A 21,436-nucleotide genomic window follows, 5' to 3' on the forward strand; every position below is an offset into this window, starting at 1 on the left:
TGCGCCGCCCGGGCGCCCCGGCGCCGGTCGTGGTGGGCGCGCTGCCCTTCGCGTCGGACGCCCCGCCCGCGCTGGCGGTGCCCGAGACGGTGCGCTGGGCGCCGCCGCTGCGCGAGGACCCGCTGATCGCCCTGCCCGTGCCCCGGGACGCCGACCGGACCGAGTGGCGGGTACGGGAGGTGCCCTCGCCCGAGCGGTACGGCGAGGCGGTCGCCGCGGCGGTGGCACGGATGCGGGCCGGGGAGTTCGACAAGGTCGTCCTCGCCCGCACCCTGGAGCTGACCTCGTCGCGCGAGCCGGACCTGCCGGCGATGCTGCGCCGCCTGGCCCGCCGCGACCCGGCCGGCTACACCTTCGCCGTGCCCAGCGGCCCGGGCCGCACCCTGATCGGCGCCAGCCCCGAACTGCTGGTCTCCCGGCGGGGCGGCCGGCTCACCGCCAACCCGCTCGCGGGCTCCGCGCCGCGCAGCACCGACCTGGCCGAGGACGTGCGGCGCGCGGTGGCGCTCCTGGAGTCCGAGAAGGACCTGCACGAGCACGCCGTCGTCGTGGCCGCCGTACGGGAGGCGCTGGCGCCGTTCTGCACCACGCTGGAGGTGCCGGAGCGGCCGACCCTGGTGCGCACCGCGGCCATGTGGCACCTGTCGACCACGGTCACGGGCGAGGTCGCCGACCCCGGCGCGAGCGCGCTGGACCTGGCGTCGGCGCTGCACCCCACGCCCGCCGTCTGCGGCACACCGACCGCGCTGGCCCGGCAGGTGATCGCCGAGTCGGAGCCCTTCGAGCGGGGCGCCTACACAGGCATGGTCGGCTGGCAGGACGCCGACGGCGACGGCGAGTGGGTCGTCACGATCCGCTGCGCCGAGGCCGAGGGCAGCGCCCTGCGGCTGTTCGCCGGCGCCGGGGTGGTGGCCGCCTCCACGCCGGAGGCCGAGACGGCGGAGACCGCCGCCAAGTTCCGTACCTTCCTGCACGCCGTGGGAGCCTCGCTGTGACCGTCACCCCCGGTGTGGACGCTCCCACCTGGCCGGACGAGTTCGCCGCGCGCTACCGCGAGGCCGGCTACTGGCGCGGCGAGACCTTCGGCGGCATGCTGCGCGAGCGGGCCGCCGCCCACCCCGACCGGACCGCCCTGGTCGACCCGGCCCCCGAGCGCCGGACCTGGACCTACCGGGAACTGGACGAGCGCGCCGACCGGCTGGCCGCCGGGTTCCTGGCCCGCGGCATCGCCAAGGGCGACCGGGTCGTCGTCCAGCTCCCGAACATCGGCGAGTTCTTCGAGGTGGTCTTCGCGCTGTTCCGCATCGGCGCGCTGCCGGTGTACGCGCTGCCCGCGCACCGCGAGACGGAGATCTCCCACTTCTGCTCCTTCGCCGAAGCCGTCGCCTACGTCGTCCCCGACGTGCACGCCGGCTTCGACCACCGCCCGCTGGCCTCGCTGATGCGGGAGCGGACGCCGAGCCTGAAGCACGTCTTCGTGGCCGGCGACCCCGGTGAACACACCGCGCTGAGCGAGGTGCCGTGCGACCCGTCCGGCCCCTTCGACGGGCCCGAGCCGCACGAACTGGCCTTCCTCCAGCTGTCCGGCGGGACCACGGGCGTCTCCAAGCTGATCCCGCGCACCCACGACGACTACCTGTACTCGGTGTGGGGCTCCAACGAGATCTGCGGCGTCGACGCGGACACCCGCTTCCTGGTGGCGCTGCCCGCCGCGCACAACTTCCCGATGAGTTCCCCCGGTTGGCTGGGCGTGCTGTACGCGGGCGGCACGGTGGTGCTGGCCCCGAAGCCGGACCCGGCGACCGCGTTCCCGTTGATCGAGCGGGAGCGGATCACCATGACGGGGCTGGTCCCGCCGCTGGCGCTGGTGTGGACCGAGGCCGCCCCGGACTGCGGGCACGACCTGTCCGGTCTGGAGCTGGTGCTGGTCGGCGGCGCCAAGTACAGCGAGGCGGCGGCCCGTCGGCTGGAGCCCGCGCTGGGCTGCCGGCTGATGCAGGTCTTCGGCATGGCCGAGGGCCTGGTCAACTACACGCGGCTGGACGACGACCCGGAGACCGTGGTCACCACACAGGGCCTGCCGATCTCCCCGGACGACGAGATCCGCGTCGTCGACGACGCCGACCGGGACGTCCCCGACGGCGAGTTCGGGCATCTGCTGACCCGCGGCCCGTACACGATCCGCGGCTACTGGCGGGCCCCCGACCACAACCGGCGGGCCTTCACCGAGGACGGCTTCTACCGCACCGGCGACATCGTGCGCCGCACCCCGAGCGGGCACCTCGTGGTGGAGGGCCGGGCCAAGGACCAGATCAACCGGGGCGGCGAGAAGATCGCCCCCGAGGAGGTCGAGAACATCATCCTCGGCCACCCGTCCGTGCACGACGTGTCGGTCGTGGCCGTCCCCGACGAGTACCTCGGCGAACGCTCCCTCGCGTACGTGATCCTGCGCGAGGGCTCCGGGCCGCTGAAGCCGGTCGCGGTGAAACGGTTCGTGCGCGAGCGCGGCATCGCCGCCTACAAGGTCCCCGACCTGGTCGAGTTCGTCGACGCCTTCCCGCAGACCGGCGTCGGCAAGATCAGCAAGAAGCAGCTGCGGTCCGCCGCCGAACCGTCCTGACCGGACCGTCCCCGAGAGGTCTCCCCCCATGGCACTTCCCGCCATCTCCCCCTATCCGCTCCCGGCGCCGGACGAGCTGCCCGCGAACCGCGTGTCCTGGACCGTGGACCCGGCGCGTGCCGTCCTGCTCGTGCACGACCTCCAGCAGCACTTCCTCGGCGCGTTCCCGGCCGGCGAGCAGCCCCTGACCGGCATGCTCGGCAACACGGCGCGCCTGCTGAAGGAGTACCGCCGCCTCGGCGTCCCGGTCGTCCACTCCGCGCAGCGCGGCGGTCAGACGCCCGAACAGCGCGGCCTCCAACTGGACTTCTGGGGTCCCGGCGTCGCCGACGACCCGGCGAAACTCGCCGCGCCGGACGTCGTGGCCCCCGAGGAGGGGGACACGGTGCTGACCAAGTGGAAGTACAGCGCGTTCGTCCGCACCGAACTCGCCGAGCTGATGCGCGAGTGGGGCCGCGACCAGCTGGTGATCGCCGGCGTGTACGCGCACATCGGCGTGCTGATGACCGCCGCCGACGCCTGGCAGCGGGACATCCGCGCCTTCGTGGTCGCCGACGCCGTCGCCGACTTCTCCCGCGCGGACCACGACATGGCCCTGCGCTACGCCGCCGGCCGCTGCGCGGTCGTCACCACCACCGACGCGCTCCTGACGGAGGTCTGACCCATGGCGCTCACCATCGAGCAGATACGCACCGACGTCGCCGACTGCCTCGGCGAGGACCCGGCGGACATCCCCGTCGACGAGAACCTGATCGACTACGGCCTCGACTCGGTCCGCATCATGGCGCTGCTTGAGCGCTGGCGCCGCGACCACGCCGTCTCGGCGGACTTCGCGGACCTCGCAGAGCAGCCCGCCATCGAGGCCTGGGCGCCGCTGCTGGGGGCGGTATGACCGTCCTGCCCCTGACGGCCGCCCAGTCGGGCATGTGGTTCGCGCAGGCCCTCGATCCGCTCTCCCCCGCGCAGAACACCGCCGAGTGCCTGGAGATCGACGGGCCGCTCGACGCGCAGGTGTTCGCCGACGCCCTGCGCCGGGTGGCCGCCGAGGCCGAGGCGCTGCGCGTCCGCGTCGAGGACACGCCCGACGGGCCCCGCCAGCACCTGGCCGACGTGGTGTACCTGCCGCTGACCGTGCGCGAGAGCGACGCCGCCGACGCCGAGGCGTGGATGCGCGCCGACCTCGCCGAGCCGTTCGACCTGGCGCGCGGCCCGCTGTTCCGGCACGCCCTGTTCCGGGTCGGCCCCGAGCGGTGGCTGTGGTACCAGCGCATCCACCACCTGGTGATGGACGGCTACGGCTACTCCCTGCTGGTGCGCCGCACCGCCGAGGTGTACTCGGCGCTGGCCCGCGGCGAGGAGCCCGCGCCGCGCGCCTTCGGCCGGCTGGCCGACCTGGTCGAGGACGACACCGCCTACCGTTCCTCCCCGGCCTTCGAGGCCGACCGCGCCCACTGGTCCGGGGCGTTCGCCGACCGGCCCGAGGTGCCCCGGCTCGCGGGGCGCGGCGCGCTGCCGTCCCGGACCTTCCTGCGCCGCACCGCCCACCTGTCCCCCGGGACCACCGGACGCCTGAAGGACCTCGCGTCCCGGCTGCGCGCCACCTGGCCGGACGTGCTCATCGCCGCCCAGGCCCTGTACACCGCACGGGCCACCGCGCGGACGGACGTGGTGCTGGGCCTGCCGATGATGGGCCGCATGGGCTCGGTGGCGCTGCGCGTGCCCGGCATGGTGATGAACGTGCTGCCGCTCAGGCTGACCGTGACCCCCGACGCGACCTTCGCCGAACTGGTCCGGCAGGTGGTGCTGGGCATCCGCGAGGTGCGCCGCCACCAGCGCTACCGCTACGAGGACATCCGCCGCGACCTGGGCCTGCTGGGCGAGAGCCGGGCCCTGGTCGGCCCGCTCGTCAACGTCATGCCCTTCGACTACGGCGTGGACTTCGCGGGCGCCCCCGCCCGCGCCCGCAACCTGTCCGCGGGCCCGGTGGACGACCTGACGGTCAACGTCTACGACCGGGCGGACGGCCGCGGCCTGCGCGTCGACCACGACGGCAACCCGGCCCTGTACGGGGAGGACGACCTCGCCGCCCACCAGGAGCGCCTCCTGCACCTCCTCGACCGGCTGGCCGGCACCGACCCGCAACTCCCCCTCGCCGTGCACGCGGTGGCCACGCCGGCCGAACGGGCCCTGGTCCTTGACGAGTTCAACCGCACCGAGCGGGCGCTGCCGCCGACAACGCTGATCGGCCCGATCGAGGCGCAGGCAGCCCGCACGCCGGACGCGACCGCGCTGGTGTTCCGGGACACGTCCCTGACCTACGCGGAGCTCAACGCCCGCGCCAACCGGCTTGCCCGGCATCTCCAGTCGCTCGGCGCCCGGCCGGGCGCGGTGGTGGCGGTCTCGGTGCCGCGCTCGGCGGAGCTGGTGGTGACGCTGCTGGCGGTGCTGAAGGCGGGCGCGGCCTATCTGCCGCTGGACCCGGACTACCCCGAACAGCGGCTGGCGTACATGCTTGAGGACGCGGCGCCCGTGTGCGCGGTCACCGACCGGGCCGGGCGCCTGCCGGAGGGCACCGGCACCGAGGTGGTCGTGCTGGACGGCCTGGACGTGTCGTCGTACGCGTGGACGGACCCGGGCCGCGCCCTCACCCCCGCCCATCCGGCGTACGTCATCTACACCTCCGGTTCCACCGGCCGTCCCAAGGGTGTGGTCGTGCCGCACCGGGCGATCGACAACCGGCTGCGCTGGATGCAGCACGCGTACGGGCTGACGGCCGCGGACCGGGTGCTCCAGAAGACGCCGTCGTCGTTCGACGTGTCGGTGTGGGAGTTCTTCTGGCCGCTGCGGGAGGGCGCGGCCCTGGTCGTCGCCGAACCGGGCGGCCACAAGGACCCCGTCTACCTCTCCCGCCTGATCCGCGAACAGGCCGTCACCACCTGCCACTTCGTGCCGTCGATGCTCCAGGTGTTCCTGGCCGCGCCGGACACGGCGGACTGCGCGGCGGTGCTGCGCCGGGTGTTCTGCAGCGGCGAGGCGCTGCCGCGCGAGACCGCGCAGTCCTTCGCGCGCACCCTGGAGGGCGTCGAACTGCACAACCTGTACGGGCCGACGGAGGCCGCGGTCGACGTCACCTACCACGCCTGCGACGCGGCGGACTCCGGCCCGGTGCCGATCGGCCGGCCGGTGTGGAACACCCGCCTGTACGTGCTGGACGCGGCCCTCCAGCCCTGCCCGCCCGGCGTCCCCGGCGAGCTGTACCTCGCGGGCGTCCAGCTGGCCGACGGCTACCTGGGCCGGGAGGAGCTGACGGCGTCCCGGTTCGTGGCCGACCCGTTCGGTCCCGCGGGCACCCGCATGTACCGCACGGGCGACCTGGCGCGCTGGACGGCCAAGGGCGAGGTCGAGTACCTGGGCCGCACCGACCACCAGGTCAAGCTGCGCGGGCAGCGCATCGAACTCGGCGAGATCGAGGCGGCGCTGGCGGCCCGGCCCGGCGTGGACGGCGCCTGCGCGCTGGTCCGCGAGGACCGGCTGATCGGCTACGTCACCGGCCGCGCCGACCCGGTGGAGGTGCGGGCGGCGCTGGCGCGCGAGCTGCCGGAGCACATGGTCCCGGCGGCCGTGGTGGCGCTGGACGCCTTCCCGCTGAGCCCCAACGGCAAGCTGGACCGCCGTGAGCTGCCCGCCCCGGTCTTCGCGGGCGGCGCGGGCACGCGGGCCCCGGCGTCCGCCCGCGAGGAGGCGCTGACCCGGCTGTTCGCCGAGGTGCTGGACGCCGAGGGCGTCGGTCCGGACGACGCGTTCTTCGACCTGGGCGGCACCAGTCTGCTCGCGGTGCGCCTGGTGGCGCGGATCCGGGAGGAGTTCGGCGCCGAGCTGACCATCGGCTCGCTGTTCGAGGCGCCGACACCGGCCGCGCTCGCCGCCCGCCTGGACGCCGCCGCACCGGCCTCGGACGACGCGCTGGGCGTCGTCCTGCCGCTGCGCGCCGAGGGCGAGGGGCCGGCGCTGTTCGGCATCCATCCGGCGGGCGGACTCGCCTGGTGCTACGCCGGGCTGGCCGCGCGGCTCGGGCCGCAGCAGCGGATGTACGGCCTCCAGGCGCGCGGGTTCACCGGTGACGAGGCGCTGCCGCGCACGCTCCAGGAGGAGGCGGAGGACTACGCCCGGCAGATCCGCCGGGTCCAGCCGCACGGCCCCTACCGGCTGGTCGGCTGGTCGGTCGGCGGGGTCCTCGCGCACACCGTCGCGGTGCTCCTCCAGGAGGCGGGCGAGGAGGTCGGCCTGCTCGCGCTGCTCGACGCGTTCCCCTCCGAGCAGTGGCGGGAGCGGCCCGCGCCCGAGGAGGGCGACGCGCTCACCGCGGTGCTGCGCATGGCGGGCTTCGACCGCACCGGCGAACGCACCCGCGAGGACGTGCTCGCCACGCTGCGCCGGGCCGGCAGCCCGCTGGCCGGGCTCACGGACCGCACCCTGTCCCGGATCGTCGACATCGTGCCCAACCACGCCCGCATGATGCGCGAGCACGAGCACCGCCCCTACGACGGTGACGTGCTGTTCTTCACGGCGGCCGCCCCGCGCGCCGAGGACTGGCTGACGCGGGAGGCGTGGCGCCCGTACGTCACCGGGGCGATCGTCAACCACGATCTGGACTGCACGCACCCGCAGTTGATGCGGGACCGCTACCTGGACGACATCGCGGCGGTCCTCGCCGCCCGCCTGAAGGAGCTCGACGCATGACGGCCCCCGAGGTGCCCGGCCCCTTCGACCCGGGCCCCGACGACGGCCGGGACGGGCACCTGGTGCTGGAGAACGCCGACGGCAGGCTGTCGCTGTGGCCGTCCTGGCGCGCGGTGCCCGCCGGCTGGACGGCCCGCTTCGGACCGGCCCCGCACGAACGCTGCGTGCACCGGGTGGTGACGGGCCCGGCATGACCGCCGCCTTCATGGCGATTGACCGCCCGATGATCAGTAAGTTAGGTTAGCCTTACCTTAGTTGATCGCACGTCGTGTTCCGCGCCGGCTGTCGCCGCCCCGCCGTGCCCTGTCTCATCCGTTCCTCCATCCGCATTCCCAGACAAGGGAGTTCACCCGCATGCCTCTCCAGGCCACCCGCATCCGCCGCCGTACCGCCGTCAGTGCCGCCGTCGCCGTGGCGGTCGCCGCGGGCAGCACGCTGACGCTGGCCGGCACCGCGTCCGCGCACCGGTCCGGCTCGACGGTCACCACCGCCAAGCTCACCAAGGGCCTGTACCAGTCGGCGTACTCCGAGCGGAACGACGTGCTGTGGGTCACCGCCGCCGTCGGCCGCCCGCCGGTCACCGAGTCGCACCTGCTGAAGGTCGACCCGAGAACCCTCAAGGTCGAGGCCGACGTCACGCCGCCGGTCACCGACACCGCCACCGGTGCCGTCGAGGCCGTCTACGGCGTGGCCGTGGACGACGAGCACAACACCGTCTGGACGACGAACACCCGCAACAACACGGTGTCCGTCTACAGCCAGCGCACCGGCAAGCATCTCGTCAGCCTGCCGAACGTCGCCCACGCCCGCGAGATCGTCGTCGACGAGCGCCACGACACGGTGTGGGCGAGCGGCTTCGGCGACGGCACCCTGGTCGCCTTCGACTCCAAGAGCCTCAAGGAGAAGAGCCGCGTCACCGTCGACGGCGCCGCCCCGACCGGCCTGGCCGTCAACGAGAGGACCGGCACCGTGTACGCCGCCGACCTCAACAACGACCGCCTCATCGAGGTGCGGCGCGGCTCAAGCGCCCCGCGCCTCCTGCCCGCCGGCGACGGCCCGATCTCGGTCTCGCTGTCCGGGAACGGCCGGACCGCCTACACCGCCGACCAGACCTCGGGCACCCTGTCCGTGATCGACCTCGCCAAGGGCGTCGTCACCAAGTCCGTGGCGACCGGCGCGGGCGCCCTGTCGGTGGCGACCGACGAGCGGTCCGGCGACGTCCTGGTGGTCAACCGCACCGACGCCGACGTCACCCGCGTCGACCCGAGGAAGGGCAGGGTCGAGGAGACCTTCGCCACCGGCGCCAACCCCAACCACGTGGAGATCGCCGACGGCGTCGCCTACGTGGTCGACAAGTCCGGAGCCGGAGCGGCCGAGGACACCCTGACCCGGATCCGCCTCGCCCGCTGACCCGACGTCACCGCGCCCGTCACACCCCGCGCCGGGGCGTGACGGGCGCGAGCCACATGCCCACGATCGCGTCGGCGAGCCCGTCGGCGGCCTCCCGCCAGCTGGCGCGAGGCGTCGGGCGCCCCTCGGCGACGGCGCGTTCCCGCTCGGCCGCCGTGTGCACGATGAGATGGCGCGCCATGTCGCCCCGCTCGGCCCGCACCTCGTCCGGCAGCGCCGGCATGCACCGGTCGCGGCCGGCGATGATCTCGCGCAGCGACGAGGAGCCGCGGGACTCGTCGACCATGATCTGCCGCAGCGCCGGGTCCGTCATGACCTGGGCGCAGAACCGCGCGTACCAGGTCGGGCTGCCCAGGGCCGCCAGATGGTCGAACTGCGGACGTACCAGGCAGTCCACCCAGTCGCGCAGATCCGGTGAGTCGCCGAGCGCGGCGAGCTGCCGGGCCCGCAGGTCCTCGACGCGCTCGGAGTGCCGCTGGGCGATGGCGCGGACCAGGTCCGCCTTGGTGCCGAAGTGGTAGCCGACGGCGGCGTTGTTGCCCTGTCCGGCGGCCTCGCTGACCTGGCGGTTGGAGACCGCGTACACGCCGTGCTCGGCGAACAGCCGCTCGGCCGTGGTCAGGATCAGCTGCCGGGTCGCGCTGACCTGTTCCGCCCGTACCGTCCTGCTCGCCATGCTCACCACCGCGCCGGGACTCTCCTCACGGCCCGCGACGGCCGGTCCCTCGAGTCGTCGCAGGTCCGCCGTCATACGGCGCCTTCTCACCGAAGCCTACGCAACGGCGGATCCCGGGCGTGCGCGGCCCGGGCGAGCGGGTCCCTTCCGGCGGCCTCTAGAATACTTCAAGCGACTGACTTAAAACGCGCTCCCGGATCCACGCTCTCCTTTCCGAAAGGCACCTCGATGCCCCCTTCCCCCGCCGCGCCGCGGCCGAACGCCGTGGTGGCGGTACTGGCCCTGGCCGGGATCGTCGTCTCGCTGATGCAGACGCTCGTCATCCCGATCGTCCCGGAACTGCCGAAGCTCCTGGACGCCCCGGCGTCGGACGCGGCATGGGCGGTGACGGCCACCCTGCTCGCCGCCGCCGTGGCCACCCCGGTCGTCGGCCGGCTGGGCGACATGGCCGGCAAGCGGCGCATGCTGCTGTTCAGCCTGGTGCTGCTGATCGCCGGTTCGGTGGTCTGCGGGCTGAGCGACTCCCTGGTCCCGATGGTCGTGGGCCGGGCCATGCAGGGACTGTCCGCCGCGGTGATCCCGCTCGGCATCAGCATCATGCGCGACGAGCTGCCCGCCGAGCGCCTGGCCGGCGCCACCGCCCTGATGAGCGCCTCGCTGGGCGTCGGCGGCGCGCTCGGTCTGCCCGCCGCCGCGCTGATCGCGGACAACCTCGACTGGCACATGCTGTTCTGGACCTCCGGCGCGCTCGGCGCGGTCGCCCTGGTGCTGGTGTGGGCGCTGGTGCCCGAGTCGGCGGTGCGCACCGGGGGCCGCTTCGACGTGCTGGGCGGCATCGGCATGGCGGCCGGCCTGGTGTGCCTGCTGCTGGCGATCTCCAAGGGCGCGGACTGGGGCTGGACCGGCGGCCTCACCCTCGGCCTGTTCGCGGCGGCCGTGGTGGTCCTGCTGGTGTGGGGCCGGTGGGAGCTGCGCACCCCGCAGCCGCTGGTGGACCTGCGCACCACCGCCCGCCGCCAGGTGCTGTTCACCAACCTGGCGTCGATAGCCGTCGGCTTCTCGATGTTCGCGATGTCCCTGGTGCTGCCGCAGCTCCTCCAGTTGCCCGAGGCGACCGGCTACGGGCTCGGCCGCTCCCTGCTGACCGCCGGCCTGGTGATGGCGCCCTCCGGCCTGGTGATGATGGCGTTCGCCCCGGTCTCCGCGATGGTGTCCAGGGCCCGGGGCCCGAAGGTGACCCTGATGATCGGCGCCCTGATCGTGGCGGCCGGCTACGGGCTGAACATCGCGCTGATGTCCGAGGTCTGGCACCTGGTGCTGGTCTCCTGCGTCATCGGCGCGGGCATCGGCTTCACCTACGGGGCGATGCCGGCCCTGATCATGGGTGCGGTGCCGGCGAGCGAGACGGCCGCCGCCAACAGCCTCAACACCCTGATGCGGTCCATCGGTACGTCGGTCGCCAGTGCGATCGCCGGGGTGATCCTGGCCCAGATGACCGTCAGCCTCGGCGGCTTCGCCCTGCCGTCCGAGAACGCCTTCAAGGTGGTCATGGGCATCGGCGCGGGCGCGGCCCTGCTCGCGTTCGTCATCGCCTCCTTCATCCCCCGGCACCGTCCCGCCGCCGGGACGGCCCGCGCGGCCTCGGACGGCGGCGTGGAGGCGCCGGCCGCCTCCGCGCACTGACGCCGGGCGCCGGTCCTCGCGGCGGGGACCGGCGCCGTTCAGGGGAACCTGGCGGGCAACGGGCGTGACGGCGCGCGGGCGCGTCGAGAACTGACCCGTGGAGCTGCCGCTGATCCCACCCATGCTCGCCACCCCCGGCGCCCTGCCGCCGGCCGCGCAGGACGCCCGCTGGGCCTACGAGACCAAGCAGGACGGCCAGCGGGTGGTGGCCTACCTGCCCGGTGACGGCAGCGTGCTGCTGCGCGCCCGCTCCGGTCAGGACATCACGGCCGCCTACCCGGAACTGGGGCCGCTGGGCACCGCGCTCGGCGCCACGCCCGCCGTGCTGGACGGTGAGGTGCTGGCCCTGGACGAACAGGGCCGCGCCGACTTCCAGTTGCTCCAGTCCCGCATGGGCCTCGCGCACGCCCCCGGCCTGGCCGCGCACCGGGCGGCGAAGGCCCCCGTGCACCTGGTGCTCTTCGACGCCCTGCACCTGGGGTCCCGGTCCCTGCTCCGCCTGCCCTACACCCGCCGGCGCGGACACCTGGAGGAGCTGGGTCTCGACGGGCCGGCCTGGTCGACCCCGGCCGCGCTGGTCGGCCACGGCGCCGAGGCCCTGCGGGCCACCCGCGAGCACGGTCTGGAGGGCCTGGTGTGCAAGCGGACCGACTCGGTGTACGAGCCGGGCGTCCGCTCCCGGGCCTGGATCAAGATCCGCAACATGCGCAGCGAGGACGTCGTGGTGGGCGGCTGGCTGCCCGGCAAGGGGCGGCTCGCGGGCCTGCCGGGCGCCGTCCTGGTCGGCCAGCGCGCCGCGGGCCGGCTGCGCTACGTCGGCGGGGTCGGCACCGGCTGGAGCGCGTCCGAGCGCACCGAGCTGGCCTCGCTGCTGCGGGCCGCGGCGACGGACGTGTGCCCCTTCGACCCGGTGCCGCGGCTGCCGGAGGCCCGCTGGGTCGTCCCGCGGCTGGTCGGCGAGGTCCGCTACAGCACCCGCACCCGGGAGGGGATGCTGCGCCAGCCGTCCTGGCTGAGGCTGCGCCCGGACCTGGCACCCGAGGAGTCGGCCGCCGACCTCCCGGACGACATGGTGTGACGCGCGGGGCGGCGTTCGCCCGCCCTTCACCACCGGTACGCCCGTGCCCTCTTGGCGCGGTAGGGAAAAGACGGGACCCTGAACTCCCTTTCCCCCCACAGCCGTTGGGCCCCGCCCGGACCCCCAGGAGGACCCGGTGTCGTCGCGTACCGCCCGTACCCGCCGCAGGAGATGGCTCACCGTCCCGCTCGGTGCCCTCGCCCTGGTCGTCGCCTTCCCCGCCACCGCCTTCGCCGCCCCGCCCCCGGCGCTGCCCGGCAACGCCGACAGCCTGGAGCGGGCCTACCAGCCGGCCTTCGACTACGACACCGACGGCTGCTACCCCACGCCGGCCATCGCCTCCGACGGCACGGTCAACGGCGGCCTGAACCCGACCGGGGCCCTCAACGGCAACTGCCGGGACGCCTCGGACCTGGACAACACCAACAGCTACTCGCGCGCCAAGTGCGACCACGGCTGGTGCGCCTACCTGTACGGCCTGTACTTCGAGAAGGACCAGGCGCTGCCCGGCAGTTCCCTCGGCGGCCACCGGCACGACTGGGAGCACGTCGTGGTGTGGGTGCGGGACGGGAGCGTCGAGTACGTCTCGACGTCGAACCACGGCTCGTTCAGCGTGCACGCGCGGTCGGCGGTCCGCTTCGACGGCACGCACCCCAAGATCGTCTACCACAAGGACGGCATCGGCACCCACTGCTTCCGGCTCGCCGGCGCGGGCGACGAACCGCCGGAGAACCACAAGGGCGGCTGGCAGTACCCGGCCCTGGTGGGCTGGGACGGCTATCCCGCCGGCGTGCGCGACAAGCTGAGCGCGTACGACTTCGGCAGCGCCCACTTCGGCCTGAAGGACGGCAGCTTCACCTCCCACCTCCAGGCGGCCAAGCCGGCCGGCATCCCCTTCGACCCGTACGCCTGACCGGACGGGCGGCAGTCGGGCGAACCGCGCGGCCCGCACATCCCCGAGGGCACTATCGTGTCCGCATGTCCGCCCCCGAACTGATCCGCATCGTCTCCCGCGACTCCCCCATGGCCCTCGCTCAGGTCGAGCGCGTCCGGGCCGAGTTGGCGGCCCTCCACCCCGGCGTGCGCACCGAGGTCGTGCCGGTGAAGACCACCGGCGACAAGTGGCTCGGTGACCTGTCGCAGGTGGAGGGCAAGGGCGCCTTCACCAAGGAGGTCGACGCCGCGCTGCTGTCGGGCGAGGCCGATCTCGCGGTGCACTGCGTCAAGGACGTGCCCGCCGACCGGCCGCTCCCGGCGGGCACGGTGTTCGCCGCGTTCCTGAAGCGGGACGACATCCGGGACGCCCTCGTCCACCCGGACGGACTCACCCTGGACGAGCTTCCGGACGGCACCCGCATCGGCACCTCCTCGGTGCGCCGGGTCGCCCAACTGGCCGCCACCCACCCGCACCTGACGTGCGTTCCGTTCCGCGGCAACGCCAACCGGAGGCTGGCCAAGCTGGCCGCCGGCGAGGCGGACGCCCTGCTGCTCGCGGTCTCCGGCCTGGAACGCATCGGCCGCGCCGACGTGATCAGCGAGATCCTCTCCCCCGAGACGATGATGCCGCCGATCGGCGCGGGCGTCCTCGCCCTCCAGTGCCGCGAGGACGACGCCGCGCTGATCGACGCGGTCAGCGGCCTCGGCGACCCGGACACCCACCGGGAGGTCACGGCGGAACGCATGTTCCTGCACGTGCTCCAGGGGCACTGCAACAGCCCGATCGCCGGGTACGCCCGGGTGGACCGCGGCGGGGAACTCGCCCTGCGGGCCTGCGTGTTCACTCCCGACGGCAAGGTGCGGCTGAACGCCCACGAGTGGGCGGGCCGGCTCGACGCGGCCACGCTCGGCACCTCGGTCGCCGTGGCGCTGCTGCGTCAGGGCGCCCGGGAGGTCATCGACGGCATCGCGCACTGAGGACCCGCCGGCCGGCGGATCAGGCGGTGCCCTCCTCCGCCTGGTCCCGCAGGAAGGCGCTCACCTGGTGCGCGAGGCCGTCGTCGCGCACCGTGCCCGGCAGGGCGCCGGTGGCCGGCTCGTGCAGCCCGAGTCCGCCGGTCCACAGCCGGCGGTCGGCCCACTCCTCGTCCGCGCGCAACTGCACCTGGACGTCCACCTGGGCGAGGCTCGCCTCCGGGCCGGCCGCGTAGAGGACGGCGGTGACGCGGCGCAGCGGGTGGACGTCGAAGCCCTCGACGAACTGCGAGTTGCGCCAGTCGAGGAAGGCGCCCTCGCCGTCGGGCCCGGTCCGCACGTCGATCTGCCCGTCCTCCAGGTGGACGCAGAAGGGCCGGCCGCCCCGGTTCTCGACGGTCACCCGGACACTGAAGTACGTCAGGCCCTCGGCGGCGTCGTCGCGGCCCCGCGGCGGCTCGGCCGCCTCCAGACGGTGGACGCGGACCCGCAGACCGGCATGTTCGTCGTACTCCTGCCAGTCCCCGACCACGTTCGGCTCGTACACAGCGCACCTCTCGACTTCCCGAAGCTGCTTCCTATCCGTGTGCTCAGTGCACTGTCAAATGAGCGGAATGCGCTGTGGCCAGGGGCTTCACCCCCTCGAACCGGTGATCAAGCGCTGCGCAGGAACTATCCGCCGCGCACCCTCGGGACGATCACGGTGAGCGTGCCGCACATCACGTTCCGCACCGGCACCGTCCGGTGACCGCCGGTGCGGCCGTTCGGGCGAGCGTTCTGCGCCCACAAGGCTTAATGTCCCTATATATGAGGACTTGTTTTGGATTCGGTCCGGTAGGGAAAGCCCCTGTCAGTGCTTCGGACAGGAGGCACGTCCACGGGTTCCGGCGCGACCGGCACCCCGCTGTTCTGTCCATCCGGCACCCCTGCTGAGGGAGGTGCGCAGCTATGCGTATCGCCAGCAGAACCAAGCCCCACCCCCACGACGACGCACCCGACACGGCCGCCGCGTTCGAACGGCTCGCCGAACTGCCCGACGGTCCGGAGCGCAAGGCCCTGCGGGACGAACTGATCCAGGTCTGGCTTCCCATGGCCGAGCGGATCGCCGTCCGCTTCCGCGGGCGCGGCGAGAGCCTGGACGACCTCTACCAGGTGGCGGCCCTCGGACTGGTCAAGGCCGTCGACCACTACGACCCCGAACGCGGCCACGCCTTCGAGGCCTACGCCGTGCCGACCGTGACCGGCGAGATCAAGCGGCACTTCCGCGACCACATGTGGACGCTGCACGTGCCGCGCCGGATCCAGGACCTGCGCAACCGGGTGCGCCGCGCCGCGAAGGAGCTGGCACAGACGACGCCGGGACGCGCCCCGACGATCGAGGAGATCGCCGACCACGCGCATCTGACCACGGACGAGGTCCGCACCGGCATGGAGGCGCTGGAGTGCTTCTCCGCCCTCTCGCTGGAGGCGGAGATGCCGGGCACCGACGGGTACGCCCTCGGGGACGCGCTCGGCGGTCCGGACCCGGCCTTCGACACGGTCGTCGACCGGGTGGCCGTCCGCCCCTGTCTGGAGGCGCTGCCCGAACGCGAGCGCACCATCCTCTACCTGCGCTTCTTCGGCGGGATGACGCAGAGCCGCATAGCGCAGCAGCTCGGCATTTCCCAGATGCACGTCTCACGGCTGCTCAGCGGCTGCTTCGACCGGATCCGCGAGGAGATCCTCGCGGAGGCCCGCTGAACAGAGGCCCACTGAAGGGGGCCCGCCGGCCTCACCGCTCCGGGGGAGCGCCCGGGATCTGCGTCGGGCCGTGCCGGTCCAGGGCGTCCTCCAGGGCGATCCGGATCTGGGCCGGCATCACTCCTGTGCGCCCCCAGATGAGGATGAGTTCCGCCACGCTGCGCAGTTTGATGTTCGTATGCTGGGAAACCTCCTTCAGAACGGCCCATCCCTCGTCCGGTGTCACCCGGCCGAGGACGACGACCATCCCGATGGCCTGGTCGACGACGGCGTGCGAGACGACCGCCTCCTTCAGCTGCCGGATCTGCTCCTGCAACCGGACTATCTGGTCCGGGCCCCCGTCCGTGGGCATGGTCACCTCCGGATCCGGCGTGTCACCGCCGCTCGTGCCGCGCGGTACCGCTCCGACGCCTCCATCGTCGTCACATGTGCCACCCCGCGCCACTGGGCCGTGCGGGGCGCGTCCACCACCGTTTCGGCGGCGCCGCCGGGGTACTCGGCAGGCGCCCCCCGCCGTTCCGGTCGGACACTGGTGTGGAACCGGTGACTGCCGGTGGACGAGACCAGGACGCGACTGACATGAACGACGACATGCCCTCCCCCGCCGGTACGGACAGCATCATCTCCACCCGATCCGTGTACGGGGCCCCGTGCTGGGTGAGTCTGACCAGCCGCGATCTCAAGGCCACCGAGGAGTTCTACTCCGCCGTGCTGGGCTGGCAGTGGCGGCCCGCCAAGCTGGGCGAGCCCTTCCGGATCGCCCTGGCCGACGGGGTGCCGGTCGCCGGTATCGCCGCGGTCGCCGCGATGTGGCAGATGGCGGTGGCGTGGACGCCGTACTTCGCCGTGCGCAGCGCCGACGAGGCCGTGTCCCGGGCGGCCGAGCGGGGCGGCACGGCCGCGGTCGGGCCGATCTCCCTGCCGCCCGGCCGGGCGGCGCTGCTCGCCGACCGGGACGGCGCGACCTTCGGGATCTGGGAGGGCGAACTGTTCTCCGACTGGGAGACCTGGCGCACCTCGCGTCCCGCCTTCATCCGGCTGCACACGCGCGACGCCTTCGACGCGGCCATCTTCTACGGCGAGATCTTCGACTGGGCGTCGGGCAGCGGCTGCTGCGAGGTGCAGTACGAGGGCGACGAGGTGGTGCTGCGCCATCAGGGCGACGTCGTGGCGCGCATCGAGTCGGGCGCCCTGGGCGCCGCCCCCGACCCCGCCATCCGGCCGCACTGGCAGGTGCACTTCGCCGTCGACGACGTCGCCGCCTGCGCCCGCACCGCCGAACGGCACGGCGGCAGCGTGCTGTCGCTGAGCGACGACGAGGCCGTGCTCCGGGACGCCGACGGCGCGCAGTTCACGGTCACCGCGCGCCGTCTCGGCCTCTGATCCCGGCCGGCTCACCCGCTCACCGGCCCCCGCGGGACGGCCGCGAGAGCAGGACCAGGCTGCGGGGCTCGACGGTCAGCGCCGTGCCCGCCTTGCACTCCGCCTCGTCGGGGACGCCCTCCGGGTCGGCGGTGTCGATCAGGGTCGCCCAGCGCTCGCCGTAGGACGCGTCGGGCAGCCGGAAACGGGCGGGCTCCCAGTGGCTGTTGAGCAGCAGCAGGAAGGAGTCGTCGACGACGGGCCGGCCGCACGGGTCGGGCTCGGCGATGGCGTCGCCGTTGAGGAAGACGGCGACGGCGTGCGCGTCGGAGCGCTGCCAGTCGTCGTCGGTCATCTCCCGCGCGTCCGGCAGCAGCCACACCAGGTCGGGCAGCGGCTGGTCCGCGTGGGTCACCGTCTCGCCGCGGAAGTAGCGGCGCCGGCGCAGGACGGGGTGGGCGGCGCGCAGCGCGATGACGCGCCGGGCGAAGTCCAGCAGTGCGCGCTGCTCCTCGCCCAGCCGCCAGTCGATCCAGGAGATCTCGTTGTCCTGGCAGTAGGCGTTGTTGTTGCCCCGCTGGGTGCGGCCCAGTTCGTCGCCGTGGCAGAGCATCGGGATGCCCTGCGAGAGCAGGAGGGTGGCCAGGAAGTTGCGCTGCTGGCGGCCGCGCAGCTCCAGCACGGACGGGTCCTTCGTCCGGCCCTCGGCACCGCAGTTCCAGGACCGGTTGTGGCTCTCGCCGTCCTGGTTGTCCTCGCCGTTGGCCTCGTTGTGCTTGTCGTTGTACGAGACGAGGTCGCGCAGGGTGAAACCGTCGTGCGCGGTGACGAAGTTGACGCTGGCGCGGGGCCGGCGCCGGCTGTGCTGGTACAGGTCGGAGGAGCCCGTCAGACGGGACGCGAACTCGCCGAGCGTGTGTTCCTCGCCGCGCCAGAAGTCCCGTACGGCGTCCCGGTACATGCCGTTCCACTCGGACCACAGCTGCGGGAAGTTGCCGACCTGGTAGCCGCCCTCGCCGAGGTCCCAGGGCTCGGCGATCAGCTTGACGCGGCTGATCACCGGGTCCTGCTGGATGAGGTCGAAGAACGCCGAGAGCCGGTCCACCTCGTGGAACTGCCGGGCGAGCGTGGCCGCGAGGTCGAACCGGAAGCCGTCGACGTGCATCTCGGTGACCCAGTACCGCAGCGAGTCCATGATCAGCTGAAGTACGTAGGGGTGGCGCATCAGCAGGCTGTTGCCGGTGCCGGTGGTGTCGTAGTAGTGCTGCCAGTCGCCGTCCACGAGGCGGTAGTACGAGGCGTTGTCGATGCCGCGGAAGGAGAGGGTGGGGCCCTTCTCGTTGCCCTCGGCGGTGTGGTTGTAGACCACGTCGAGGATCACTTCGAGGCCGGCCGCGTGCAGGGTCTTGACCATCGACTTGAACTCGGTGACCTGCTGACCGCGGGTGCCGAGGGCGGCGTAGCCGTTGTGCGGGGCGAAGAAGCCGATGGTGTTGTAGCCCCAGTAGTTGGACAGGTCCCGGTCCGTCAGGACGCCGTCGTGGACGAACTGGTGCACCGGCATGAGCTCGACGGCGGTCACGCCGAGGGAGGTCAGGTGGTCCACGATCGCCGGGTGCGCCAGTCCGGCGTAGGTGCCGCGCAGTTCGTCCGGCACGTCGGGGTGGGTGCGGCTGAGGCCGCGGACGTGCGCCTCGTAGATCACGGTCTCCGAGTACGGGCGCCGCGGCGGGCGGTCGTCGCCCCAGTCGAAGAACGGGTCGGTGACCACGCCGAGCATGGTGTGCCCGGCGCTGTCCGCCGGGTCCGGCCGGCCCTGGGCGCGTTCGAAGAGGGAGGGGTGGTTGTCCACCATCCCGTCCACGGCCCGCGTGTACGGGTCCAGGAGCAGCTTCGCCGGGTTGCAGCGGTGGCCGACGGAGGGGGCCCACGGACCGTGGACCCGGTAGCCGTAGCGCTGCCCCGGGCCGACGCCGGGCAGGTAGCAGTGCCAGACGAAGCCGTCGACGTCCGGCATCGGGATGCTGCTGTGGGTGCCGTCCTCGTCGACGAGGACCAGCTCGACGCGTTCGGCGACCTCGCTGAACAGCGCGAAGTTGGTGCCTTGTCCGTCGTACGCGGCGCCCAGCGGATAGGGGTGCCCGCTCCACACGGGCGACCCCTTCCAGTTCGGCCTGGCCCGGGTCACCGGGCCTCCTCCAGGACGCCGTGGGTGGTGCTGACCGGACTGGCCACCCGGCCCACCGGCGTGATCTCTCGCGGCACTTCCAGCCCCTCCTGGGTGATCGGCTCCGGTGCCGTCGGCACCAGCGGTACGCGTTCGCCGGCGCGGGCGCGCTGCGAGAACCAGATGACCTTGGCCCCGGTGTCGGTGGCGCAGCACCCCCAGCCGTCGCTGTTGGCGGCGAGGTGCTCCAGACAGGTGCGCAGGTCCTGGTCGGGACGGAGCGCGTGGTCGTTGCCCCCTACCGCCGTGATGAGGTGGTGGCGGTTCCACCACATCTCTATCGACGTGTTCTTGTCGCTCGCGTGCTCGTCGATCGCCCGCAGCAGCATCTCGGCGCCCGAGCAGACGGGTTCGACGAGGTTCTCCAGGTCCCAGAACCTGAGGTGAGCGGCCAGGATGCGCCTGACCTGTCCGACCCGCTCCGGGCTGACTTCCACGTCGAGGTGGTAGTAGCAGGGCACTGCGGTCTTCATCGTCGTGGCTCCTCACCGCGCATAGCTCTCGCTTCTCCTCGTCCCTCGGTGGACGGGCTCCCCGTACACGAAGCGTGAGCACTGGTCGCTTCTGAGTCACTCCAGAGTGGGAGCAGTAGTCCATTCGTGCAACACGAGCGACGGGTGTGGCGCGATGGCGGACAAAGCGGTTGAAGATCCAACAAGACGGGATGTCACCGTCCGTGCACCATGTGTGAAGAATTGGATCGTCCGTACCGGACCGTCACGGAAGGTGACCGGCCATGCTGCTTCCTGCGAAGACAGAAGTCGCCCGGCAGCTGCGGCGTTACCGCGCCTGGGAACGGATGATGCTCGCGTCCCCCGCGGACGTGCGGGTCCGGGCCACCTTCGAGGACGCCGGCTACACCCTCTGCGTGCTCATGGGGAAGCGGTGCGCACGCGAGGCGGCGGACGCCGCCGAAAGGTATCTGCGGACGACCCTGGTCACCTATTTGCAGGAGCAGAGCGAGCGGCCCCTGACCGCCCGAGCGGCCCGGCGCGGCCCTCCGGTGGTGGAGCGGCTCTCCCCGTCGGGGCGGAAGACCCCCTCCGGCGCGGCTTGACCCATCCGGCCGGGCCCTGGGCCCGGCCTCGAGCACGGCGGAGGTGAGAACGGATGAGCGCGACCGTGACGATCGGGCGTATCCCGGTGCGGGACGTCCACCCGGTGGTGGATCGCGGCAGGCGCCCGGCGAAGGCGGTGGCGGGAGAGACGTTCGAGGTCACCGCGTCCGTGTTCCGCGAGGGACACGACGCGGTGGCCGCCAACGTCGTGCTGAAGGACCCCGAGGGCCGGTCCGGCCCGTGGACGCCGATGCGGGAGCTGGCCCCGGGCAGCGACCGCTGGGGCGCCGAGGTCACCCCGGGCGCGCCGGGGCTCTGGACGTACCGGGTGGAGGCGTGGAGCGACCCGGTCGCCACCTGGAAGCACGCGGCGCGGATCAAGATCCCGGCGGGCATCGACACCGGTCTTGTCCTGGAGGAGGGGGCCGAGCTGTACCGGCGGGCCGCCGCGGGCGTGCCGAAGGACTCCGGGCGGGCCGTGGTGCTGGCGGCCGCTGCGGTGCTGCACGACGACACGCTGCCGGTGGCCACCCGGCTGGCGGCGGCGTTGACGCCGGAGGTGGACGCAGTGCTGGCCCGGCATCCGCTGCGGGAGCTGGTCACCACCTCCGACCCGCTGCCCCTGCTGGTCGAGCGGGAACGCGCCCTGTACGGCGCCTGGTACGAGTTCTTCCCCCGCTCCGAAGGCACCCCCGAACAGCCCCACGGCACCTTCCGCACCGCCGCCCGCCGGCTCGACGCGATCGCCGCGATGGGCTTCGACGTCGTCTACCTCCCCCCGATCCACCCCATCGGCACCACCCACCGCAAGGGCCGCAACAACACCCTCTCCGCCGGCCCCGACGACGTCGGCGTGCCCTGGGCCATCGGCTCCCCCGAAGGCGGCCACGACGCCATCCACCCCGACCTGGGAACGCTGGAGGACTTCGAC

At 73.2% G+C, this 21,436-nt stretch carries 20 protein-coding genes; 15 read left to right on the forward strand and 5 right to left on the reverse strand.

The window, feature by feature from the left end; all coding sequences use genetic code 11:
* From GTW67_RS31440 to GTW67_RS31470, 7 genes are all read left to right on the forward strand, one after another.
* Nucleotides 1–995: isochorismate synthase (locus GTW67_RS31440; protein WP_161168146.1), on the forward strand; the 995-nt coding region annotated here is incomplete at its 5' end.
* The gene (locus GTW67_RS31445) at nucleotides 992–2,620 is read left to right on the forward strand and encodes a (2,3-dihydroxybenzoyl)adenylate synthase (RefSeq protein WP_161168147.1); all 1,629 of its coding nucleotides are present in this window, start codon (nucleotides 992–994) and stop codon (nucleotides 2,618–2,620) included. The genes GTW67_RS31440 and GTW67_RS31445, both read left to right, overlap by 4 nt.
* A 28-nt stretch (nucleotides 2,621–2,648) precedes the next feature.
* Nucleotides 2,649–3,281, forward strand: a complete 633-nt coding sequence (locus tag GTW67_RS31450) for an isochorismatase family protein (protein ID WP_161168148.1) — start codon at nucleotides 2,649–2,651, stop codon at nucleotides 3,279–3,281.
* Nucleotides 3,282–3,284: 3 nt separating this feature from the next.
* The gene (locus tag GTW67_RS31455; protein WP_161168149.1) at nucleotides 3,285–3,512 is read left to right on the forward strand and encodes a phosphopantetheine-binding protein; all 228 of its coding nucleotides are present in this window, start codon (nucleotides 3,285–3,287) and stop codon (nucleotides 3,510–3,512) included.
* On the forward strand, nucleotides 3,509–7,360 hold the full coding sequence (locus tag GTW67_RS31460) for a non-ribosomal peptide synthetase (RefSeq protein ID WP_161168150.1): 3,852 nt from the start codon (nucleotides 3,509–3,511) through the stop codon (nucleotides 7,358–7,360). The genes GTW67_RS31455 and GTW67_RS31460 overlap by 4 nt, the downstream gene beginning before the upstream one ends.
* Nucleotides 7,357–7,554, forward strand: a complete 198-nt coding sequence (locus GTW67_RS31465; RefSeq protein ID WP_161168151.1) for an MbtH family NRPS accessory protein — start codon at nucleotides 7,357–7,359, stop codon at nucleotides 7,552–7,554. The genes GTW67_RS31460 and GTW67_RS31465 overlap by 4 nt, the downstream gene beginning before the upstream one ends.
* 160 nt (nucleotides 7,555–7,714) lie before the next feature.
* Nucleotides 7,715–8,770 carry a YncE family protein gene (locus GTW67_RS31470; RefSeq protein WP_161168152.1) on the forward strand — a complete coding sequence of 352 codons (1,056 nt, stop codon included), beginning with the start codon at nucleotides 7,715–7,717 and terminating at the stop codon, nucleotides 8,768–8,770.
* Between the two features lie 19 nt (nucleotides 8,771–8,789).
* On the opposite strand, the gene GTW67_RS31475 is transcribed toward GTW67_RS31470, so the two are convergent.
* Entirely contained in the window at nucleotides 8,790–9,446 is a 657-nt protein-coding gene (locus GTW67_RS31475) for a TetR/AcrR family transcriptional regulator (RefSeq protein ID WP_161168153.1), read from the reverse strand.
* A 228-nt stretch (nucleotides 9,447–9,674) separates the two neighbouring features.
* Between GTW67_RS31475 and GTW67_RS31480 the strand changes: the two genes are divergently transcribed.
* The 4 genes from GTW67_RS31480 to hemC all read left to right on the forward strand — a co-directional run bounded on the left by GTW67_RS31480 (nucleotide 9,675) and on the right by hemC (nucleotide 14,121).
* Nucleotides 9,675–11,129, forward strand: coding sequence for an MFS transporter (locus tag GTW67_RS31480; RefSeq protein ID WP_161168154.1), 1,455 nt, complete (start codon nucleotides 9,675–9,677; stop codon nucleotides 11,127–11,129).
* Between the two features lie 97 nt (nucleotides 11,130–11,226).
* On the forward strand, nucleotides 11,227–12,207 hold the full coding sequence (locus GTW67_RS31485) for an ATP-dependent DNA ligase (RefSeq protein WP_161168155.1): 981 nt from the start codon (nucleotides 11,227–11,229) through the stop codon (nucleotides 12,205–12,207).
* Nucleotides 12,208–12,343: 136 nt separating this feature from the next.
* Nucleotides 12,344–13,120 carry an NPP1 family protein gene (locus tag GTW67_RS31490; RefSeq protein WP_161168156.1) on the forward strand — a complete coding sequence of 259 codons (777 nt, stop codon included), beginning with the start codon at nucleotides 12,344–12,346 and terminating at the stop codon, nucleotides 13,118–13,120.
* Nucleotides 13,121–13,185: 65 nt separating this feature from the next.
* On the forward strand, nucleotides 13,186–14,121 hold the full coding sequence (gene hemC, locus GTW67_RS31495) for a hydroxymethylbilane synthase (protein ID WP_161168157.1): 936 nt from the start codon (nucleotides 13,186–13,188) through the stop codon (nucleotides 14,119–14,121).
* A 19-nt stretch (nucleotides 14,122–14,140) separates the two neighbouring features.
* On the opposite strand, the gene GTW67_RS31500 is transcribed toward hemC, so the two are convergent.
* Nucleotides 14,141–14,665 (reverse strand): hypothetical protein, encoded by a 525-nt coding sequence (locus tag GTW67_RS31500; protein ID WP_161168158.1) that lies wholly within the window; start codon nucleotides 14,663–14,665, stop codon nucleotides 14,141–14,143.
* Between the two features lie 401 nt (nucleotides 14,666–15,066).
* Between GTW67_RS31500 and GTW67_RS31505 the strand changes: the two genes are divergently transcribed.
* A complete protein-coding gene (locus GTW67_RS31505) occupies nucleotides 15,067–15,858 on the forward strand; it encodes an RNA polymerase sigma factor SigF (RefSeq protein WP_161168159.1) in 792 nt (263 codons plus the stop codon).
* A gap of 31 nt (nucleotides 15,859–15,889) precedes the next feature.
* On the opposite strand, the gene GTW67_RS31510 is transcribed toward GTW67_RS31505, so the two are convergent.
* A complete protein-coding gene (locus tag GTW67_RS31510; protein WP_202437955.1) occupies nucleotides 15,890–16,210 on the reverse strand; it encodes an ANTAR domain-containing protein in 321 nt (106 codons plus the stop codon).
* Between the two features lie 227 nt (nucleotides 16,211–16,437).
* Here GTW67_RS31510 and GTW67_RS31515 point away from each other — a divergent pair, with 227 nt between their 5' ends.
* A complete protein-coding gene (locus GTW67_RS31515; protein ID WP_161168161.1) occupies nucleotides 16,438–17,241 on the forward strand; it encodes a VOC family protein in 804 nt (267 codons plus the stop codon).
* 19 nt (nucleotides 17,242–17,260) lie between these two features.
* Here the strand turns inward: GTW67_RS31515 and glgX are convergent, their stop codons facing one another.
* Both glgX and GTW67_RS31525 read right to left on the reverse strand, forming a co-directional pair.
* On the reverse strand, nucleotides 17,261–19,408 hold the full coding sequence (gene glgX, locus GTW67_RS31520) for a glycogen debranching protein GlgX (protein WP_161168162.1): 2,148 nt from the start codon (nucleotides 19,406–19,408) through the stop codon (nucleotides 17,261–17,263).
* The gene (locus tag GTW67_RS31525; protein ID WP_161168163.1) at nucleotides 19,405–19,920 is read right to left on the reverse strand and encodes a pep a2; all 516 of its coding nucleotides are present in this window, start codon (nucleotides 19,918–19,920) and stop codon (nucleotides 19,405–19,407) included. Before GTW67_RS31525 ends, glgX begins: the two co-directional genes overlap by 4 nt.
* Before the next feature lie 263 nt (nucleotides 19,921–20,183).
* Between GTW67_RS31525 and GTW67_RS31530 the strand changes: the two genes are divergently transcribed.
* Nucleotides 20,184–20,504, forward strand: coding sequence for a DUF5133 domain-containing protein (locus tag GTW67_RS31530; protein ID WP_161168164.1), 321 nt, complete (start codon nucleotides 20,184–20,186; stop codon nucleotides 20,502–20,504).
* A 53-nt stretch (nucleotides 20,505–20,557) separates the two neighbouring features.
* On the forward strand, nucleotides 20,558–21,436 hold an 879-nt coding region (locus GTW67_RS31535), incomplete at its 3' end, for a maltotransferase domain-containing protein (RefSeq protein WP_161168165.1).

The sequence above is a fragment of the Streptomyces sp. SID5910 genome (genome assembly GCF_009862125.1).
In the GTDB taxonomy this organism is placed as follows: domain Bacteria; phylum Actinomycetota; class Actinomycetes; order Streptomycetales; family Streptomycetaceae; genus Streptomyces.

What these genes read in the sequence shown, in the direction of transcription:
- GTW67_RS31450 (WP_161168148.1), top strand. Translation starts at nt 2,649, where the DNA reads ATGGCACTTCCCGCCATCTCCCCCTATCCGCTCCCGGCGCCGGACGAG.
- GTW67_RS31455 (WP_161168149.1), top strand. Translation starts at nt 3,285, where the DNA reads ATGGCGCTCACCATCGAGCAGATACGCACCGACGTCGCCGACTGCCTC.
- GTW67_RS31460 (WP_161168150.1), top strand. Translation starts at nt 3,509, where the DNA reads ATGACCGTCCTGCCCCTGACGGCCGCCCAGTCGGGCATGTGGTTCGCG.
- GTW67_RS31465 (WP_161168151.1), top strand. Translation starts at nt 7,357, where the DNA reads ATGACGGCCCCCGAGGTGCCCGGCCCCTTCGACCCGGGCCCCGACGAC.
- GTW67_RS31470 (WP_161168152.1), top strand. Translation starts at nt 7,715, where the DNA reads ATGCCTCTCCAGGCCACCCGCATCCGCCGCCGTACCGCCGTCAGTGCC.
- GTW67_RS31475 (WP_161168153.1), bottom strand. Translation starts at nt 9,446, where the DNA reads ATGGCGAGCAGGACGGTACGGGCGGAACAGGTCAGCGCGACCCGGCAG.
- GTW67_RS31480 (WP_161168154.1), top strand. Translation starts at nt 9,675, where the DNA reads ATGCCCCCTTCCCCCGCCGCGCCGCGGCCGAACGCCGTGGTGGCGGTA.
- hemC (WP_161168157.1), top strand. Translation starts at nt 13,186, where the DNA reads ATGTCCGCCCCCGAACTGATCCGCATCGTCTCCCGCGACTCCCCCATG.
- GTW67_RS31505 (WP_161168159.1), top strand. Translation starts at nt 15,067, where the DNA reads ATGCGTATCGCCAGCAGAACCAAGCCCCACCCCCACGACGACGCACCC.
- GTW67_RS31510 (WP_202437955.1), bottom strand. Translation starts at nt 16,210, where the DNA reads ATGCCCACGGACGGGGGCCCGGACCAGATAGTCCGGTTGCAGGAGCAG.
- GTW67_RS31515 (WP_161168161.1), top strand. Translation starts at nt 16,438, where the DNA reads ATGAACGACGACATGCCCTCCCCCGCCGGTACGGACAGCATCATCTCC.
- GTW67_RS31525 (WP_161168163.1), bottom strand. Translation starts at nt 19,920, where the DNA reads ATGAAGACCGCAGTGCCCTGCTACTACCACCTCGACGTGGAAGTCAGC.
- GTW67_RS31530 (WP_161168164.1), top strand. Translation starts at nt 20,184, where the DNA reads ATGCTGCTTCCTGCGAAGACAGAAGTCGCCCGGCAGCTGCGGCGTTAC.